General features: G+C 40.7%; 16 protein-coding genes and 2 pseudogenes. 8 read left to right on the forward strand and 10 right to left on the reverse strand.

Features of this window, described 5'->3' with window-relative positions; all coding sequences use genetic code 11:
- Positions 1 to 239: KxYKxGKxW signal peptide domain-containing protein (locus tag PPA04_RS05100; RefSeq protein WP_186806955.1), on the reverse strand; the 239-nt coding region annotated here is incomplete at its 3' end.
- Positions 240 to 373: 134 nt separating this feature from the next.
- Between PPA04_RS05100 and PPA04_RS05105 the strand changes: the two genes are divergently transcribed.
- Positions 374 to 715 (forward strand): hypothetical protein, encoded by a 342-nt coding sequence (locus PPA04_RS05105; RefSeq protein WP_057784218.1) that lies wholly within the window; start codon positions 374 to 376, stop codon positions 713 to 715.
- Positions 716 to 804: 89 nt separating this feature from the next.
- Here PPA04_RS05105 and PPA04_RS05110 read toward each other — a convergent pair whose 3' ends face one another.
- The 6 genes and pseudogenes from PPA04_RS05110 to PPA04_RS05135 all read right to left on the reverse strand — a co-directional run bounded on the left by PPA04_RS05110 (position 805) and on the right by PPA04_RS05135 (position 7643).
- On the reverse strand, positions 805 to 1386 hold the full coding sequence (locus tag PPA04_RS05110) for a hypothetical protein (protein ID WP_057784220.1): 582 nt from the start codon (positions 1384 to 1386) through the stop codon (positions 805 to 807).
- 70 nt (positions 1387 to 1456) lie between these two features.
- Positions 1457 to 2369: pseudogene (locus PPA04_RS05115) on the reverse strand (IS30 family transposase).
- 482 nt (positions 2370 to 2851) lie between these two features.
- Positions 2852 to 4663, reverse strand: a complete 1812-nt coding sequence (locus tag PPA04_RS05120) for a UvrD-helicase domain-containing protein (RefSeq protein WP_057784222.1) — start codon at positions 4661 to 4663, stop codon at positions 2852 to 2854.
- Positions 4656 to 6611 (reverse strand): ATP-dependent nuclease, encoded by a 1956-nt coding sequence (locus tag PPA04_RS05125; protein ID WP_147206736.1) that lies wholly within the window; start codon positions 6609 to 6611, stop codon positions 4656 to 4658. The genes PPA04_RS05120 and PPA04_RS05125 overlap by 8 nt, the downstream gene beginning before the upstream one ends.
- Complete coding sequence (locus PPA04_RS05130) at positions 6604 to 7452, reverse strand: IS3 family transposase (RefSeq protein WP_057784226.1); 849 nt, start codon at positions 7450 to 7452, stop codon at positions 6604 to 6606. Before PPA04_RS05130 ends, PPA04_RS05125 begins: the two co-directional genes overlap by 8 nt.
- 11 nt (positions 7453 to 7463) lie before the next feature.
- The gene (locus PPA04_RS05135; protein WP_147206738.1) at positions 7464 to 7643 is read right to left on the reverse strand and encodes a hypothetical protein; all 180 of its coding nucleotides are present in this window, start codon (positions 7641 to 7643) and stop codon (positions 7464 to 7466) included.
- A gap of 238 nt (positions 7644 to 7881) precedes the next feature.
- On the opposite strand from PPA04_RS05135, the gene PPA04_RS09675 reads away from it, so the two are divergent.
- The 6 genes and pseudogenes from PPA04_RS09675 (at position 7882) to PPA04_RS05170 (ending at position 11874) form a co-directional block, all read left to right on the forward strand.
- The gene (locus PPA04_RS09675; RefSeq protein WP_076638510.1) at positions 7882 to 8133 is read left to right on the forward strand and encodes a transposase; all 252 of its coding nucleotides are present in this window, start codon (positions 7882 to 7884) and stop codon (positions 8131 to 8133) included.
- 17 nt (positions 8134 to 8150) lie between these two features.
- Positions 8151 to 9062 (forward strand): IS3 family transposase, encoded by a 912-nt coding sequence (locus tag PPA04_RS09680; protein WP_260280969.1) that lies wholly within the window; start codon positions 8151 to 8153, stop codon positions 9060 to 9062.
- A 338-nt stretch (positions 9063 to 9400) separates the two neighbouring features.
- Positions 9401 to 9799, forward strand: a complete 399-nt coding sequence (locus tag PPA04_RS05155) for a sigma factor-like helix-turn-helix DNA-binding protein (protein ID WP_057784228.1) — start codon at positions 9401 to 9403, stop codon at positions 9797 to 9799.
- Positions 9800 to 9819: 20 nt separating this feature from the next.
- Entirely contained in the window at positions 9820 to 10071 is a 252-nt protein-coding gene (locus PPA04_RS05160) for a helix-turn-helix domain-containing protein (RefSeq protein ID WP_004559579.1), read from the forward strand.
- Between the two features lie 355 nt (positions 10072 to 10426).
- Complete coding sequence (locus tag PPA04_RS05165) at positions 10427 to 10678, forward strand: DUF3173 family protein (protein WP_057784262.1); 252 nt, start codon at positions 10427 to 10429, stop codon at positions 10676 to 10678.
- Between the two features lie 3 nt (positions 10679 to 10681).
- Positions 10682 to 11874: pseudogene (locus tag PPA04_RS05170) on the forward strand (site-specific integrase).
- A gap of 64 nt (positions 11875 to 11938) precedes the next feature.
- On the opposite strand, the gene guaA reads toward PPA04_RS05170, so the two are convergent.
- The 3 genes from guaA to helD all read right to left on the reverse strand — a co-directional run bounded on the left by guaA (position 11939) and on the right by helD (position 16991).
- On the reverse strand, positions 11939 to 13492 hold the full coding sequence (gene guaA, locus PPA04_RS05175; RefSeq protein ID WP_057784230.1) for a glutamine-hydrolyzing GMP synthase: 1554 nt from the start codon (positions 13490 to 13492) through the stop codon (positions 11939 to 11941).
- 256 nt (positions 13493 to 13748) lie between these two features.
- A complete protein-coding gene (coaA, locus tag PPA04_RS05180) occupies positions 13749 to 14675 on the reverse strand; it encodes a type I pantothenate kinase (protein WP_057784232.1) in 927 nt (308 codons plus the stop codon).
- 21 nt (positions 14676 to 14696) lie between these two features.
- Positions 14697 to 16991: an RNA polymerase recycling motor HelD gene (gene helD / locus PPA04_RS05185; protein ID WP_057784234.1), complete on the reverse strand. Its 2295-nt coding sequence runs from the start codon at positions 16989 to 16991 to the stop codon at positions 14697 to 14699.
- A 304-nt stretch (positions 16992 to 17295) separates the two neighbouring features.
- Between helD and PPA04_RS05190 the strand changes: the two genes are divergently transcribed.
- Positions 17296 to 19128 (forward strand): cation:proton antiporter family protein, encoded by a 1833-nt coding sequence (locus PPA04_RS05190; RefSeq protein ID WP_186806956.1) that lies wholly within the window; start codon positions 17296 to 17298, stop codon positions 19126 to 19128.
- Positions 19129 to 19269 lie beyond the last annotated feature (141 nt).

Below are 19269 nucleotides of genomic sequence, written 5' to 3' on the forward strand. Positions count from 1 at the left end.
TTGGTCGTTTCAGTCTTTACTGCACTACTTGAGGTACTGGTAGCTGCTGATGAAACAGGGCTCTTCGTATCACTAGTGCTGTTTACAGTGGCGGCAGTTAAGTTCCCTGAGGTGGTATCAGCATGAACTGCTACCGTTGATACCCCACCGAAGACAAAAAAAGACAGTGTAGCAATTGCGGCAAAAACGAATTTTTTGCCATCTTTATACATTTTATAATGTAATTTCTTTTCTCCCATTATAAATTCCTTCCCGCTCAATTATATTGAGCTAACCTACTTTTAATTATATATTTAATTATATACTTGTAGAATAGAATAGCATGTTAATTCTGCAAAATAAAGTACTTTTTTGTAATAGTCAGGGAGATATCATGAATCAGTCAACTTTTCAGCTACTTGGTAATGTTGCTTCAGCAGATTTCTACCTTTGTGAAGGCAGCGATATTACTTTAATATCTGATAATAATGCCTATAATATGAAAGCTTTAGCCCAAGAAGCGCTTAAACTGCGTGTTCCTAATTCTTTGACCGTTATTGATCTAAACAACTTCTACGTTGGTATGATCCCTATTGATCATAATCAGATATTGACCATGATTCCTCATATTAACACCACCATTATCCCATTCAATTATCAGGAAATCACTAATTTTATCGGGTCTAGAATTTTTGGTGTTGGAAAGTATTTCCATTCCAAAAGTACTAGGCCCTAATTTAAAAAGCCATTGATAATGGATCAAAAACGGCCAATAGGGTATACCCTATTGGCTATTTGTGCTTTTAGAAAACTGTATACTTTGTTTTAGGTTTTTTTGCTAGCAGTAAAGATCCGGTTATATGTTTTCCCACCCAAGTCTTTATAAATTATAATTATACTGATTCTGTCATCTGTTGATTGAAAATTACTAAGGGTTTTAGTTATTTCTTCCATTTCAAGTGAATACGTTTGGGAAGACTCGCCGCTTTCTAATCGTTCGAATTTAGAACATTTAGGGCTTTTGGGAAGTAAAAGCAAAGATTCATCTGTGCTACTAATTATTTGGAACCCTGCTAAGGCTACCCAAATTGTCACATTTGAAGTATTTATGGCACTAATTTTCCATTCTGGTAAAAAAGAAGTACTCAGCTGTTGTAAAATTATTAATCTTTTTTGGTGATCTTTATGGTAGAAGTAAATTGTTGAGAAAACTGCCACTAAAGTTCCAATCGCAGATATCCATTGTAACAAAGAACCGCTCTTATAAATCCATCTCATAGTTCCTGCCTTATGAAAAAAAATACTAGTTAATAGAATACCAATTAGTACTCCTGTAAAAGAGAAAAGCAGATCTTTCTTTAATAATCCATTTTTCCATAAAAAGGTAATTCTTTTAAAGATTTTCATTTTTTATTTCACCTGCAAATAATTTTAGGTTTTATAAAAAGGCAGATTGCAAGAAATAACTTGAACGAATTTAATGACGTAAATTAAGCAAGAAGATCTCGATTGGTGTATGCCAATTAAGACATTTAAGTGGCCGTGAATTCAAATACCAATTAATTTGAACCAATTGGTGATCACTTAGTTCTTTAATGGCTTGGCCCTTGGGAATAAAGCGCCGCAAAACTCGGTTACGGTTCTCATTACTGCCTCTTTCATGCGGTGAATAGGCATGGGCAAAATAAACCTGTGTACCAGTTCGCCGTTCAATTGTCTGATAGTTAGCGAACTCTTTACCATGATCTACGGTAAGCGTCTTGAAGTTGACTAGCTAGTTCAAGTACGGCTTGAGTCATGGACTGACTGTCGCGACCATGGAGCCGTTTAACAATTGTCAGGCGACTCTTACGCTCCACAAAAGTAGCCACAGCTTGACCTTTACGTTTACCAGAAAGTACGGTATCAGCTTCAAAGTGGCCGAATTCCTGGCGAGTTTCGACTTTATGAGGACGCTCCTCAATGGAGCGGCCGTGATTGAACGTACCACGCTTTTCTTTAGCACGATGACGACGAATTCCATGATCAGGCAAATCGGGCAACTGTATATCAAGCCATCCTTGATCAATCCAGTTATAGACCGTCTTGTAGGCAATCCCCACCACATGGGCAACTTGTTCAGGGGACCACTTCTGGACTTGAATCTTTTCCTCGATCAAGTGTTTAAGGTTTTTAGTGAGCGAAGACTTCCGCCCCCGTTGACTAACCTTTCGTTCAAAGTCAGTTTGCGCTAGCCCAGCCTGGTACTCACTATTTAGCCGGTGAAGTTCGTTAAAGATGGTGGTCTTACTAAAGCCTAAGTAGTTAGCGATGTATCGCAAGGAACGTCCTTCATTATGAAGCGTTTCAATGACCACACGGTTCTGGAATGATAAAATAGTGGTGCTCATCAAGGTCCTTCTTTCTAATGGATTGTGTGGTAACACCATTAAAGACCTTGATGGGTTTTTCTGTCCACTTAAATGTTCAACTTAAATTTTACAATCTGCCAAAAACAAAGCATTATTTTTATATTAAAACAGACAATGCCTCATTTCTAGACTGGAAATAGTCAGATAAGTGGTTTTAAAACAACAAATTGAAACTACCTCTTGCTTAATGGAAGCAGTTTTAACCTCCAACTGGGATCTTGATTTAATGTACTTGACAGGTGTAAGTGCCTTCCGAATCGGGTGCTAAAGTTATTAGTAATCATTATGCTTTTTGGGGTTCATCTGATTAGTTCCTTATATCATAGTGATATAGAAATCTCATCGATTATTTTATCTTAGGTTAAGGGCCTAGATTCCTGTATAACGGTAGCCTGCAGAGAAGTTAAAGCGATGGCTATTTCCGATCGGAAATTGAACGGATATGACTTGATCAACTCAATCTAATTTATAAACGGATCAATCAAATCATAGAATTCAGAAATTAGTTGGTGACTTTGCTTTCCGGAATAGAAGTTTAAATTGCTTCTACTCTGTGCAAATGTAAAAGTCAGATATAACTTTGCGCGAGAAATTGCTACAAACAGTGCTCTCCTCGTTGCATCAGGATCACTTTGAAAAGTCCAGAATGCAGTGTCATCTAACGCTATCAAATAGACTGCTTTAAATTCGAGCCCCTTACTTTTGTGAATAGTCATTATAGGTATTGTGTCAACACCACGGAAGGAATTGATAGATTCAATCCATTTACCTCCGGCTTGACGCTCCATATTTAATAGCTCGATGAAGCTATCAATCGTAGCTTCAAAACTTGATTCATTAAAATACTGAGGGAAATTTGATCTAAAAAAATCTTTAGTCCAAAAATCAATAATATGCTGTACCAATTTTAAAGCTGACAATTCGATGTCAGTGATTAGTGCTGAAATTTCATGAAGAAATTTATTAAGATTTAGCTCAGCAGTGTAAAGCGTATCCTCATCCTCAACATCTGTTATCTCGCGTGATTTCAAATATAGGTCGAAAAAGTTCCCCCAATCTTCAGTAGGATTTGCTGCCACTGCAAAAATAACGGATTGTAAAACAATTTGTACAAGCGGCTCTTTTAACAAGGACTGATATTTTGATTCAACTCTTGATTTAATTCCCAACTCAGATAGTGCTGTAATGATTGGAGTGCCATATTGCGAGTCATTCTGTTTCACTAATAGTGCAATTTCGTCAGGCTTAATCCCTTGCTTTAACTTCTTCATTATATCTTGTGCAACAGAGGCCGCTTCTTCATATTCATCTTGGCTTTGAATCAACGAAATATCGCCGTCATCATTTTCCCAATTTTTAGGCCATTTTGTTTCATATTCTCCATCTTGCAACGATTGGTACATTTTCATTTGTAATTTAATGAGCCTTGGCGCAGATCTATGATTTAATACTAAGTGCAATTCATCTGAATTAAATTCGCTTTTAAAATCTGAGAAGATTGTTTTTCTAGCTCCCGCAAAATCCATAATTCGTTGTTTATCGTCACCAACAGCAGTAATAGCCGCAGTACTTGATTCAAATAATGTTTTGATGAATCGATATTGTAAATCAGTCGTATCCTGAAATTCATCCAGAAATACGTATGGATATGCAGCTTGGAAAGCTTTTTTAACAAGTGGATTAGTATCCATAATAGTTATAGCTAGTTGCATAATCATCTGAAAACTGAGGTTCGCCTGAAATCTTTTGTTACCGTGAAGTATTATCCGGCGAAACTGTTTTTCAGCATCATTGTCTACTTGTTTTAATAATGAAAAATGTCTCCAGAATGCATTTGCTTGCCGATCACGTAATGATTTACCATAAACATAATAAAAAATCTTGCGTAGCTTTCCTTCGTCTTGAACAAGGTAGTCTGCACTAGGGAGATTCGACTGTGCAAGTCCATTTCTAAATTGATCCAATATTCTCTTTGCTAGTGCATCATAGGTCAGTGAATTAAAACGATGTCTTGCAAAATCTGGACAACGTTGATTTACTCTCTCCGCTAAATTACTAGCTGAATCAGTTTTGAAACTGATTGCAAGGATGTTATATGGGTTACGACAAACGCCCGTTTCAAATAAGTAGTTTGCTTTTTGTGCGAGCATCTCAGTTTTCCCAGTTCCTGGTCCTGCAATTATAAGCAAATTTCCGTTGGCTTTTACGGCTTCACCGGCTTTATCCTCAAGTATAAAACTATCTGTAGGAATCCATTCACTTTTATTAATCATGACTTTCTGCTCCGATATTCAATTGTGTCGCTACATCTTCGCAGAGACACTTAACTACTGGTGGAATTTTTTTAAGCAATTTTTCATCTGTTAGTTTGCTCCCATCTTCATCTCCATCCAAAACTTGAATGTGCGTAGTTGGTTTCCCTCTTCCCAGAAAGAAATACACATACCATATCATTAAGGCTTTTTCTGAACTAGAGTATGATTCCCCGGCAGTAACATCAACACCGCCTTTGAGGGCAGATTTTGTCGCCTCTTCTGCGCGTTTAAGATATTCTTTGCTAGAAACGTTTTGAGGTTCGTATTCTTTTACTCTTTTTTGTTGACCGTTCTGAGTTTTAATGATTGGGCCCTCGTTACCTTTGAGCAGATGTTTGTACTCGTCTGAGTAATAAGTGAGCATTAAAAAGTCAATATCGAGAGGATTAGAAAAATAGACGTGTTTTCTTTCTAAATTTTTAAGGTACTCATCCAACTCGTTTGCATCATCCTTGTTCTCAATAAGCCTCTTTGAAAGGTTATTTAAAGCACCATCGTTAATTTCTTCGATACCGGACGGAAGCTTATCAACTTTACAGTCAATCATGTTTAACTCCCCTAAAATGTAGCTAATTCGTCCCCAACCACCACCAGTACGTTCTCGATCCAAGTCCAATAGAGTAATAAACGGAATTCCTAATTGATTCAATAGATTCCATAAATAATGCACAAATCGTCCTGCAAGTGGTACAAATGCAATACCATTTTCATCCAAGTACTCACCACTCGCTTCCAAAAAACGCGGAATTATTATTTCCTCACTTGCTCCTTCGCCAAGCACTACAAGTTGCGCAAAGTACAGTTCCGGATATACTTGTACGGCAAGTTTTACATAGCGATAGGCCTCAACTGTATTTTTATCTGGCAAGTTCAGTGATTGAATTGTTGATGTACCCTCATGCGGGTCAAGTCGAACATAACGAATTGATTCTGGATTAATACGGCTGATAATAGCTGGTGAGTGTGAGGTCAACAATACTTGACAGTTTGCTAATTCTGCCATATCTTTTAATCGTCCAACTAGTTTTCCCAATAAATGTGGTGAAATATGGTTTTCAGGTTCTTCAATTGCAACAAGAGTAAGTAACGGTGGTTGATGATCAATCAGAGGCTTTTCTTGAATGTTTTCATCTTCCAGTATAGATTGTTCAATATCTAATACGCTTGCAACATTGGATATATAGAACAACGAGCGAGTTCCATCGCCCATTTCTTCAGGTCGAAACTTATGGCCAGTTGCTTGGGAAGTGAATGTTGATTGAATTCTATTTGCTAAAGAATTCAAATTTATAGAGTCGATTGTTAAAGCAACATTCGCAAATCGTTCATCTTGATAATACTTTCGCCAATCCGCTGATAATGTTTCATTAATTCTTCTTAGACCATTTTCTTCTAATACAGTTTGGTTTAACTTAGAAAGTTGATCTTCAATATCTTCCTTAGTCTCGGCATTCCAATTAACGCTACGCACCAATCGTGCTAATAGACTGGTAGATGCTACACCAAGTTGTTTCTCTGGATTCCGAACTGCTGGCACATAAATCATTCTGATTAAATTTAATTCCCGCCTTGGAGCTTCCTGTTTCTTAATATTATCTGGATCTGAGTCATCAATTATAAAGTAAATTTTGGATTCTATAGCACCCTCGGCACTTCCGTCATCTACCCAATTAGCACTCAGTTGTATATGTAAGATTAATGCCCCCTGGGGTTTTGCAATACATACATGACGCAGTAGTTCTGCTTGAGCTCGATCATCACTATCGTCAAGTTGAAAATAAGTATCGCGCAACATCTTTTTTTGATCGGTAGTAACTGAATTTTCTCCTATTGGCGAATAAAAGTCGCTCTCTCTAATGTGAAGTGCAATAGAAAAGTTAGACAATTTAGATTTTGAATTAAGCAATCATGGTTTGTTCCCGGTACTCAACTGGGGTCAAGCCATTTTTGTTTCTCGAAATTCTGACATTGTTAAACCAATCCACGTAACCGTTCACCAGCTCGCGCAGATCTGAGAGCGTGTTGATCTGATACCGATTCAAGCACTCACGTTTTAGGAGGTTGAAGAAGCTTTCGATGGGCACATTATCGTGACAGTTACCTTTACGAGACATGCTCTGTGTAATGTTCATAGCCTTGAGACGTTGCTGGTAGTCCACCATTTGATATTGCCACCCTTGATCAGAGTGAAGAGTTGGTTTGATGCCTTCTTTAAGGTGATGCTCTAATTCATCAAGTGACGCTTGAATCAAAGCCTTATTGGGAGAAGCACTGACAATAGCCGCGATCACTTCACGGATGGCTTCATCTGTGATTGACGAGATATAGCCCCACTCGCCGTTGCACAGCCGTACCTGGGTCACATCGGTATGGAACACTGTGAGTGGCTGTGTGGTTTCAAACGTCTGATTCAAGATGTTAGGTGCAATGAGACCAACGTGACCTTTGTAGGAGTGATATTTGGAAGTATGTTTAGAGTAACTCACACATTTCAATCCCATATCACTCATTAGGCGTCTAATTGTTTCCTCGGCATAGTGGAAGCCGACTTTGTCTGCTTCATCGTGAATTCGACGATACCCATAAGTCTCTTTCGAACCGAAAAAACACTTCTTGATGAAGGCTTTGACCTCGGCATACTTATCAGGCTTCTTATTACGCCTAAGCCGGTCGTAATAAGTCGCTCGAGGTAAGTGGAGGGACTTAAGCAGCTCATTGAGATCGTATTGCGACCTTAACGAAGTCACGATGCCAGCCTTTACTTTCGTAGAGAGTGCTTCGGTGAATTCTTCGTCAGGGTCGCGAGTGCTTTTAAAATATCACGGTCCAATTCAGCTTCGTGCAGCTTGCTTTTAAGCTCCAGAATTTCTTGCTTATACTTCTCCTCTTGCGTTGACTCGAGCTTCTTGATTGGTTTGATTTGCTTGTGCTTACCCATAGGCGGCCTTCCTTTACGCTGCGCACGTAAACCGGTAACTCCTTGGTCCTTTACGATACGAATCCAAGAGTTGACTTGGCTGGGGAGAGATACCGAAATGCGCGGCAGCTTGAACTCTGCTTACTTGATGTGTATGCACATACTCTACCACAGTAATTGGATGTAAGCTGATTCCTGAGACAACTTTTAAGAGAGGGTATAATGAATAAATCATCTCTCAAAAGGAAGGAATTTTTCCATGCCAACTCGTTACGACAAAGAATTCAAACAAAACATTATCAACCTATATAAGCAAGGCGAATCAGCCGCCCAACTGGCCAGAGAATATGGCATTGGCTATTCAACCGTTCATAAGTGGATCCAGGTCCAGGCCAAAACTCAATCCGGTAAATCGCCAGACGAAATCAAAGCGATGGAAAAGCGGCTGGCTTCGCTGTCTGAGGAGAACGAAATCCTAAAAAAAGCCCTGGGCTTCCTTGCGCAGAAGTAACCAATATTTTTGATTACATTCACCAAGAAAGCCATAACCACCAGGTAACTAAGATGTGCCGAATCCTCTGTGTTTCCAGAGCTCAGTATTATCGTTATCGATCCCCAAAGCCTTCAAAACGCCGGGCCGAAGATGAGGACTTAAAACAACGGATTCTGCGGATCTTTGCGGAATTCAAGCAGCGATACGGCGTTATGAAGATCCACCATGAATTGAATCTGGAACTTCAACCACTGCAGCGTCGGTGCAGCCCAAGACGGATTTCCCGGCTCATGAAGGAACTGGATATCCACTCCGTTACCGTCAATAAATGGAAAGCGGCTTCGGCTTCCAAAACCAAGGTTGAACAGCGTCCCAACTTGCTTAAGCAGGATTTCTCGACCACTGGTTTAAATCAAAAATGGACCGCTGATATGGCCTATATTCAAACGAAGCGTAATGGCTGGTGTTACTTATCAACCATCATGGATCTGCACTCAAGACGAGTTATCGGCTATTCATTCTCAAAAAAGATGGATACTGATTTAGTCTTAAAGACCCTTGAAAGCGCGGTTAAAAATCGAACCATTACTGGGGACCTGATTATCCATACGGATTTAGGATCACAGTATACCAGCGATGATTACAATCAACGTTTAACTGAACTACATATCCGCCACTTTACAGCCGTAAGGGGTGTCCATACGATAATGCACCAATGGAATCTTTTCATGCTTCCCTCAAAAAGGAATGTGTTTATCCAGTGCCGGTCTTTGAGAATTATGAAACTGCCGCTGCTGTCCTTTTTGAATATGTGCATGCTTTCTACAATAGGAAGAGAATTCATAGTCCACTGGGCTACCAGACCCCCTTACAAGTTGAAATCGCAACACTTACGAGCCAAATGGCCGCCTGATTTAATGCTTTCCATGGTTCAAATAAGTTATTAATCACGATTAATGATTTATTTGAGCTGTGGAAGGTAAACGCGGTTCTGAATGTCTCTTAAAACCTGTCTCAAATATTGACTTCAATCCAGGTTGTTTCCGAATGACCACCATCCTCTCGATAGGAATCTCTCCCACGAACAGCTCAAAACACTGATTTCATAAGCTATTGATTAAGAATTGACCTGTATGCATTCACTGCTACCGGTCGATTTTTTTCGTGCAGCAATTCTCCATCAGGTAATTCGTCAAAGAAATATTTGGAAATCGCTTTCATAAGTGACCAGAAAATTTGTCTGGAATTTATGTAGCCCAATAAATCAGACGAGGAGGATAACCCAATGAGTAGTGAGCAAGAAGTGACGCGAATGTTTATTCGCTATGTACAACAAGCCCTCAAAAATGAACGAATCAATCGGTATAAGGCCTCTCTTCGGCAAATCAAGGAAATACCACTGGAGGCCTGGCTACTGGAAGAAATCGAAGATTCCTATCATCTCGATGAATTCAGGTTGACCGATGAGGAAATCGAGCATCTTGAAGACTTCATCGAAAGTGAGAAATTATCAAGAGCAGTTTCCACCCTTTCTTCGACAGATAAAACGGTCTTGTATCAATATTATTATGGCGAACTCAACGACGTCGAAATTGGCAACCGTAGTGGCAAAACAAGTCAAGCAATTAATTATCGGCGTCAGCGTGCACTAAAACGAATTCGGGTAGCATACACAAACCTGTAATGGATGCGGAGGCATATTCGATGCATTACTCAGAGATTGATAACCTAGTACCGGTTATTTTAGCAGTTCAGGAGGACGACAACAACGCTATTACGCTCTTGCTTGAATTATTTGGTCGTGTTATTGACTACGAGGCCAGATACGGGCACCGGCATATTGATCCGGATTTGAGGCAAGAGCTTCAAATCAAACTGATTTACATTGCAAAGTGTTTCGATGTTGAGAAGCACCTTGCAATGTCTTCAAAAAAAATCGGTCAGAAAAAAACATAAACTTTTTTCGCCATCTCTTTCATTTCAACCCGCTTTCGTTGTCTGTATATACGAAGCGGGTTTTTATTTTCCCGCCAACGTTCTTTGACAACTGAATGGCATCGTTCAGCAACGTATGCCTCACAACGCCATGACCTCTCACGAGCGAGCGATTAACCAGTAGGCTGGATACTTGCACGTCACCCTGACGAAACAAGGGAGAGAGGCTCTCTTTAAAATCCTCGATAGCCGGTTGGAACCGGGCTGAATGATGACGAAACACGTATTGTTTTTTGCACCGGGTATTGTTGCACGTAACTTTTGGATGGTAGACTGGAGCATCGGTACGATCCGTGCTCCCCGGAAAGGAAAGAATATGGTTCACGTGATCACGATGACGAAACACGAACTGGTTGCTCTTGGGTATGGTGCCTCACGCGCACAGGACATTATTAGACGCGCTAAGCTGCTGATGGTACGCAAAGGTGTTGCCTACTACAAAAGCCCGAAGCTCGGACGCGTACCGGTAACTGCTGTTGAAGAAATACTGGGTCTCCAAATTAGCACGCGCACGTTGGCGGAACTCGCCAAAACCATGCAGCACTCCGAAGCAACAAAGGAGAAATAAAACATGGCTACAACTAAAGACCCAATCAAAACACGCAAGAATGGTACTTTCTACTTCCGCGCCTACCTCGGTGTTGACCCTAAAACAGGGAGAAGATCCAGAAGCAGGTTGGTGGCTTCACGACACGTCGTGATGCACGCAAAGCCTACAAGGAAATGGTCGGTGGCAGTGTAGAGAAAGTTGTCGCGGAACGTGACCAACAACACATTCAATTCAAACAATTCTGGGAAGAATTCTTTCTTCCGTGGTACAAGAACCAAGTGAAGCCGCAAACCTACGACAGTCGGCGTTCCAGTTTGAAGCACTTCAAGATGTTTGAGCACATGTACATGGACAAGATTAAGCCGGTGGACATACAGAAATGGCAGAACCAAATGACCTGTCAAGTAAGTAAAAGTTACACTCGCTTAGTCCAATGCATGCTATCACGCGTCTTTCAACGAGCCATTGTACTCGGCTTCATGAATGAAAACCCCACCAAGACCGTCGGCAACGTTAAGAAAGTGAAGAACCAAGTGGACTTCTGGACGAAGGAAGAATTCGAGGCGGTCATTAAGACCTTCTATATCGAAGACTTCTACCAGCACTTCTGCTTCTTCACTCTCTGGTTTCTGTTAATGACTGGTATGCGCATTGGTGAAGCAACCGCCCTGCAATGGGACGACATCGACTTTGAGGAAGGCACAGTTCGGATCAACAAGACGCTGTGGTTACGCAGCTACACGAACTACTCCTTCTCCACACCGAAGACCAAAGCCAGCAATCGCACGATTCCACTGGATGCAAAAACGCTTGAGCTTGTCTCCGATTGGAAGAAAGCACAAGCGCTTGAGTGTAAAACTGATTTTGTTCTATCGTTCAACGGCGTTCCTACTCGCCGGGATCTGGTCATGCGAATCATCAAGCGGCATGCAGCTCTGGCAGGAGTCCATCGCATCCGCGTTCATGCTTTACGGCATTCACATGCTTCGCTATTGATCAGTCTGGGTGAGAACCCACTGGTGATTAAAGAACGCCTCGGCCACGAAGATATTCAGACGACGCTCGGAACTTACGGGCATTTATATCCGAATATGAACTTTGAGGCCGCCAAACGGCTGAATGGTCTAGTCGAAATTTCGACCGCTAAATCAGACGTGGCGCAGGTTCAAAACAACGGTGTTACCGCTGGACTTGTACCAGAAGTTGCACGATAGTTGCACGAGCGGGGTAGTCAGTCATCAGAACGTTGATATGTCAACGTTTATAAGCGAATTCTGTTTATTCCCATTCGACTGTTGCTGGTGGCTTGCTCGTGATATCGTACACGATGCGATTAACATGATCGACTTCGTTTACGATGCGAACGGAAATCTTTTGCAAGACATCCCAAGGAATGCGGGCAAAGTCTGCCGTCATTCCATCAACTGAGTCCACAGCACGAATGCCAACTGTGTAATCGTAAGTTCGGCCATCGCCCATGACACCGACACTCTTGATGCCTGGTAATACTGTAAAGTATTGCCAAATATCACGGTCTAAACCGGCCTTTTTGATTTCATCACGTAAAATCCAGTCACTATCACGCACAATGTTTAATTTATCTTCAGTAATTTCACCAAGAACCCGAATGCCTAAACCGGGACCTGGGAATGGCTGACGCCAAACTAAATCGGATGGCATCCCTAATTTCTCACCCAAATCACGAGCTTCATCTTTAAACAAAGTCCGTAAGGGTTCAATCAAAGTGAAATGCATATCCTTTGGCAAGCCACCCACGTTATGATGAGACTTAATTGTTTGCGCGGTATCCGTGCCACTTTCAATCACATCAGTGTACAAAGTTCCCTGTGCCAAGAAATCAATACCATCAAGCTTTTGAGCTTCATCATTGAACACTTGAATAAATTCGTTACCAATAATCTTACGTTTCTTTTCAGGATCAGAAACACCGACCAGTTTGTCCATAAAACGTTTTTGAGCGTCAACTTTGACAACGTTCAAGCCGAACTTGCCTTCCAAGCTATCCATCACTTGTTTAGCTTCACCTTTACGCAACAGGCCGTGGTCTACGAAAATACTGGTCAACTGATTGCCAATGGCTTTGTGCAATAACACGCCAACAACACTGGAATCCACGCCACCAGAAAGACCAAGTAAGACCTTACGATCACCGACTTCTTCACGAATCTTTTTGATTTGTAAATCGATGAAATCATTCATTGACCAGTTGGCACTCGCTTCACAAACATCAAAAGCAAAGTGTTTCAGAATTTCATTGCCATACTGGGTATTGCGAACTTCCGCATGAAACTGGATGCCATAGAATTTCCGTTTAGGATCTTCAATGGAAGCAATGGGACAGTTCTTGCTGGTGGCAACTGAAGTGAAACCATCAGGAACTTGTTTGACTAAATCACCATGACTCATCCAAACGGTTTGGTGACTTGGTAAGCCTTTGAATAAAGGTGTTTGGGCGTCAGTCACATCGATGTCAGCATGACCGTATTCACGGTTGTCGGCTGATTCGACCTTCCCACCAAGGTTGTAAGCCATGAGCTGCATGCCGTAGCAAATTCCAAGAATGGGAATGCCAAGTTTGTAAATTTCAGGATCAACACGAAAAGCGTCGTCATCGTAGACACTGTTAGGGCCACCGGAAAAAATGATCCCTTTGGGGTTGATTTTTCGAATCTCATCCGCGGTGATGTTGTGGGAAAGGAGAACGGAGTAAACGCCAAATTCACGGATCCGGCGTGTGATGAGTTGGTTGTACTGACTTCCGAAATCCAAAACAATGATTTTGTCGAATTGCGACAAATCTAAATTAGCCAAGTTGTTCACCTCATGATTAGAGAGAGTGTCAAAAATAGCGTTTAGCTTCTGAGCATAGCCTAGATACTCGAATGATTCGCTTTTGGAATCGTTTGAGTATCGTAGCTAAGCGGAAGAAGCTGCTATTTTTGGCACGTTTACTCTATAAATTTTTTTAAAAGTTAAGTTACAAAACATCTACGTCAATTCTATCTATAATAAAGCTTAAAGTAAAGCCAGTTTGAAATGTAATTATTCCAAACTGGCTTACTAAACACTAATATTTCCGTAAATAAACGGCATCCATTGCATGATGTTCAACCTTATGCAAAATCAGATTGGCACGGGAACGCGTTGGGAGGATAAATTCATCCAAATTAGGCAGATCCACACTTTCCCAAACTTTCCTGGCTTCCGCAAAAGCTTTTTGTCGGGGCCATTGCGCAAATTCATAATAGTAGTCCTCTGGATTATGAAATGCGGTATCCAACAAGATTCCGAATCGTTCCAAGAACCATTTTTCAATTAACTCTGGATCCGCATCCACATACACGGACCAATCAAAGAAATCACTGATATAAATGGTTTGATTGGAAGGTAACTGTAAGACGTTAATTCCTTCAACGATCAAGATATCCGGATTATCCACCGTTTCAAACTTGCCCGGGACAATATCGTAGCTTTGATGCGAGTATAGTGGAACCTGAATTCTGGCCTGGCGGTTTTTGACGGCGCCCATAAAATCTAAGAGGCTCGGCATATCATAACTTTCTGGAAAACCTTTGCGATCCAGAATTCCTCGTTTTTCCAATTCAGCATTAGGAAACAGAAACCCATCGGTGGTAATTAACTGAGAATGTAATTTCGGAAAGAAATTAGTCAGCAACACTTGAAGCAAACGTGCCGTCGTACTTTTACCAACGGCCACGCTTCCGGAAATGCCAATCACAAATGGTACGCGTTTTTCAGGTAAATCCAAAAAATCGGTTTTCGTAGCTTGCCACGCTTGAAAGCTTCTGAATTTCTTAATTAACAGGTGAACTAATGGCACGTAAATATCCTGCACATCCTGCAAAGAAATACGATCATTTAACGCTTTAATCGCCTTCAGTTGCTGACTTGATAGCGGTAATTTTGCTTCAGGAGCTAATTTTTTCCAATCATCTTTTAAAAATCGATAGTAACTTTGATCTTCTTCTACCATTTTTATTTCCTCAATGACTCATTATTCCAAGGTATACAGTTTGGCACCCACCCGGTCCAACAAACGTGACATCTTTTCAGTTGCCACAATTGTTAAACGATGCATTGCTCGAGAACAAATGGTGTACAGCAACTGCCGTTCATCTTCATCATGGTAAGTGGCGTCAGATGCATCCCAAACAATCACTGCATCAAACTCAAGTCCTTTAGCTAAGAAAGATGGCACGACGACAATTCCTTCAGCTAAACGTTGATTTTCAGTTCGAATTAACGTCACTTTTTCGCCAGCTTCACGCAAGCCGTTAGTAATCTCTTCACATGCAGCTACTGATTTGCCAATAATAGCAGTTGATTCGCCGTCTTTTTCGTTTTGACGGAGTTGGTGTTGCACACGGTTAATTGCGTCCCTTGCCTTCGATTTTACGCTAACTACTGGCAACTCACCTTCCCGTTGAAAGGCTTCAATTGCCTCACCGTTTGTTAAAATTTCTTTAGTGAAGTCTGTAATTTGTTGTGTTGAACGGTAAGACTTCTCAAGTTGAATCACACGGGTCTTATCCTTATCAAACATTGTGGAAAGTTCTGCCAGCAAGGTCGTTGTATTTTCATTACTGTAAATTGACTGGTTCAAATCCCCTAACAACGTGAACTTAGCTCGTGGATAGTTGAACTTCAAGTAAGCCAACTGGAAGGCTGTGTAATCTTGAATTTCATCAATAAACACGTAACGCATATCCCGTTCACCCTTTTTACCCACAATTAAATCATACAAATAGAGGTAAGCTGAAGTGTTATTCAGGGAGATGGCATGTTTCTTCAGGCCTTCAATCGTTTCATCTACATAGGTCCGCCAATCGGATGCCGTTAAGCCAAACTTATCTAAACGCACTAAATGAGGAACGCTGCGCAAAAAGTGCACGTATTGCGCATTAATATTGAGAAAACGATTGTGCACAATTGCGTTACGAACTGGTTGAAGTGCTTGGATAACTAATTTCCGGGCCAAGAATTTAAACTCTTTATCACTATCATCAAACTCTCGTGGCTCGCCACCATACAGTTTTTCCAGATCTTCATGATTTAGGGATTGAACAGCTTGTTCCGCCCATTTAGAACGAACTTCACCGCCAATTCGATGATTCAAAGATTTCAATAGAGTTTCTTTGGTCGCATCTAAACGGTTTCCTAAATGGTAGTTTTCATTAAAACTGTAGTAAATATCATGTAATTTATCTTGATCTGCAAATGGCTTTTCTCTAAACATGAGGTTACGGAACTTCATGTCCGCTGTTTCCAAATGTTTGCCATATTTAGTGACCTCATTAAAGTAAACCAGGCTGTTTTCTAGACGGCGAATCTTCTTGGAAACTGGATCTGTTCGGCCTTCAAAACGTTGTTGCAACGTTTCTACTTCCATGTTCGGGATACGGCGTTTTGTAAATTGATAATAAGTCATCTGAACCATATTATGTTCGCCAAGTTCAGGTAGCACTTGATCGACATAGTCATTAAAAATTTGGTTTGGTGAAAACATAATGACCTGGCTAGCGTTCAAATTGCCTCGGTAGCGGTAAAGTAGGTAGGCTACCCGTTGCAAAATAGCCGCTGTTTTACCAGATCCGGCAGCTCCCTGCACAAATAACAGATCAGAATGTGTATCACGAATAATTTGATTTTGTTCTTTTTGAATTGTGGAAACAATACTTTTCATCTTGGTATCAGAAGAGTTGCCCAACGCATTTAACAACATTTGATCGCCGATAGTTTCATCGGTATCAAAAATCGTGACGACTTTCCCATTTTCAAGAGTAAATTGCCGTTTTAATTTGACGTTCACTTCTTGTGTACCATCTGGTGTTTCATAGGACACATTGCCTAGTTTGCCGTCATAGTACACACTTGAAATTGGCGCTCGCCAATCATAAATCAAAAAATGTTCAGGCGTATCTGAAAATGATCCGAGACCAATATAAATGGTTTCGTCGCTTTTTTCGCCCTCTTCATGAAAATCAATGCGGGCAAAATAAGGACGCTTTTCTAAACGTTTCAAAACATCTAATTGCTGACTCGCATGGCGCCAACTATTTTGACGTTCTGACAACAATTGCTGTTGTTGGCGCACAGAAATCGCCGTATCCATCATTCCAGAATACGTACTGGTATTCATTCGAACTTCATTACTAAAGTTTTTATCAATCGCTTTGGAGTCAGTCTCCGCTGTGGTCACATCTTTGGTAGCCTTTTGAATGGCCTGTTGGATCTTGGCAATTACTTCGTCCAGATGTGCCTGTTCGTACTTTTGAATTGAATCTGTCATGAAACCCCTCCAAATTACTTGTTGTGACGATAAGTGACACAAAAATTGGAAACTTCATGCGCGCAATTTTGCCGCAAAAAAATCTAATAAATTAAGTAAACATGATACCACTCTTTTGCCTACAACTCAATCAATCTACTTCCTATATAATAAGTCAATTATCAGCCACCCTATTAAATTACTCAGAATGTTAGTGTGGAAATCGTCAAAAATATTGTTTGTCGAAATAACTTGTGCTATCCTGACTCCAATCATTATGTTCGGATGGAGGAACTTTACCATGAATTAAGTTTCGTTACTCATTATGCTATTTGCCGCCTTAATTACCCCAATGTTAATGGCGCGGTTTAAAATCACCTTCTTACCTACCGCGGTTGTGGAAATTATTATTGGCATCGTCTTAGGCCCCAGTTTGTTAAACGTGGTCCACACTACCGGAATTTTAAACCAATTATCTGATATCGGCGTGATCATTTTACTATTTTTAAGTGGTATGGAAATTAATTTCGATTTATTTAAAAAATCCCCAACTGAGCTTTCACCACTCGCACAAAAAAATGCGGCCCAAAATTCACGCTGGTCGCCAATTCTGTTGTCCACACTTGCCTACTTAACCATTATCGGCATTTCATTAGGTCTCGCTGGTATTTTTAAATGGACAAATCTTTTTTCTGACTTTTGGCTGGCAGCCATTTTATTTGCGACCATCTCGCTTGGCATTGTCATCGCGACTTTGAAAGAAAATGAATTGCTGAGTAAAGCTTTCGGACAAACGGTGCTTCTCATCGCTGTGTTAGGCGAAGTGATTCCCATGTTAGGGTTAACCTTCTACGCCTCGTTTTTTGGTGACAGCAGTAAAAGTCTCTGGTTGTTACTTTTAATTATTGTCGTGGCCGTATTTTTGCTACGGCGTTTCAAATTCTTTTTCAACTTTTTCGAACAAATTAATAAATCCACGACCCAGCTTGATATTCGGCTAGCCTTTTTCCTCATCGTAGCCATGGTCACTGTCGCTTCTTCAGTGGGTGCTGAAAACATTTTGGGTGCCTTCATTGCTGGCATTATTCTCAAGTTGTTACGCCCAAGTGAAAACACAAAAGATAAACTAGATTCGATCGGCTACGGATTTTTTATCCCGATCTTTTTCATGATGAGTGGCATCGGGTTGAACCTACGCACTTTGCTAAGTGATCCTCAAGCTTTGACGTTGATTCCCTTATTCTTTCTTGCTTACATCATTGCCAAACTTGCGATCTATCCAATTTTGAAATTACGGTTTAAAAATATGAACGCCGTTGCCGGAACGAGTTTGTCGACAGCCACCATTACGATGGTTGTGGCAATTTTGCAAGTAGCCAAAAACATGCACACCATCAACGCTCATCAGTCCGGCGCCTTTCTGTTAGCCGCCGTTTTGACATGTATCGTTTCACCATTAATTTTTAGTAAGACCTATAAACCTGAGCCGGAAGATCTCAAAAAACAGATCGTTCACTTCATTGGGACCAATATTTTCACAGTGCCAGTTGCCCAGCAACTCACTCAGGGTTGGTACGATATTCAAATGTACACAGATAATGAAAAGAATTTTCGAACCTATAACAGTGAAATTAACGCGCACCTATTGGCAAGTTTAGATGCTGAAGAACTTATTAAACAAGGGGTATTTGATACTGACATTTTAGTGGTTGGCCATTTCCGTGCGCAAGAAAACTACGAAATTGCCAAAGCCGCAAAAGCTTATGGGATTCGGCGCGTCATTGTGCGCTTTGAAGATCGCAACTTGTTAAGCGAACACGAAAAACAGCTTCGTGACCTCGGCATTGAAATCTACAACACGCCAGAAGTCAACATTGCCATGCTCCGCGGTTTAATCGAAACACCATCGACCATGCTGCTTTTGAATGAAACAGAAAATGCCATTTTTGAAGTTCAGGTCCGAAATCGAAAATATACGGGAATGGAAATAAAGAATCTGTCGTTTATTAATAAAATTACCATCAGTCAGATTTTTCGTAATCGTCACCTAATTCGGCCAGTCGGTTCAACCCAACTTGAGCTAAATGATCGCCTTATTTTTACTGGCAATAAGAATGATACCGAAGAAATTCGGCGTGAATTGGGAAAAATGAATTAATTCTCGTTACCAATAAGACAGTTTTCAGAGTTCTAGCTGAAATTTGTCCTATTTTTTGTAAGCGATGTCTTACAGCTATAGCATGATTCTTATTAAATCAGCTCATATTAAACACAAAAAAAGGCTATAACTACAGTCATG

The organism is Pediococcus parvulus (assembly GCF_007990205.1).
Taxonomy (GTDB): Bacteria; Bacillota; Bacilli; order Lactobacillales; family Lactobacillaceae; genus Pediococcus; species Pediococcus parvulus.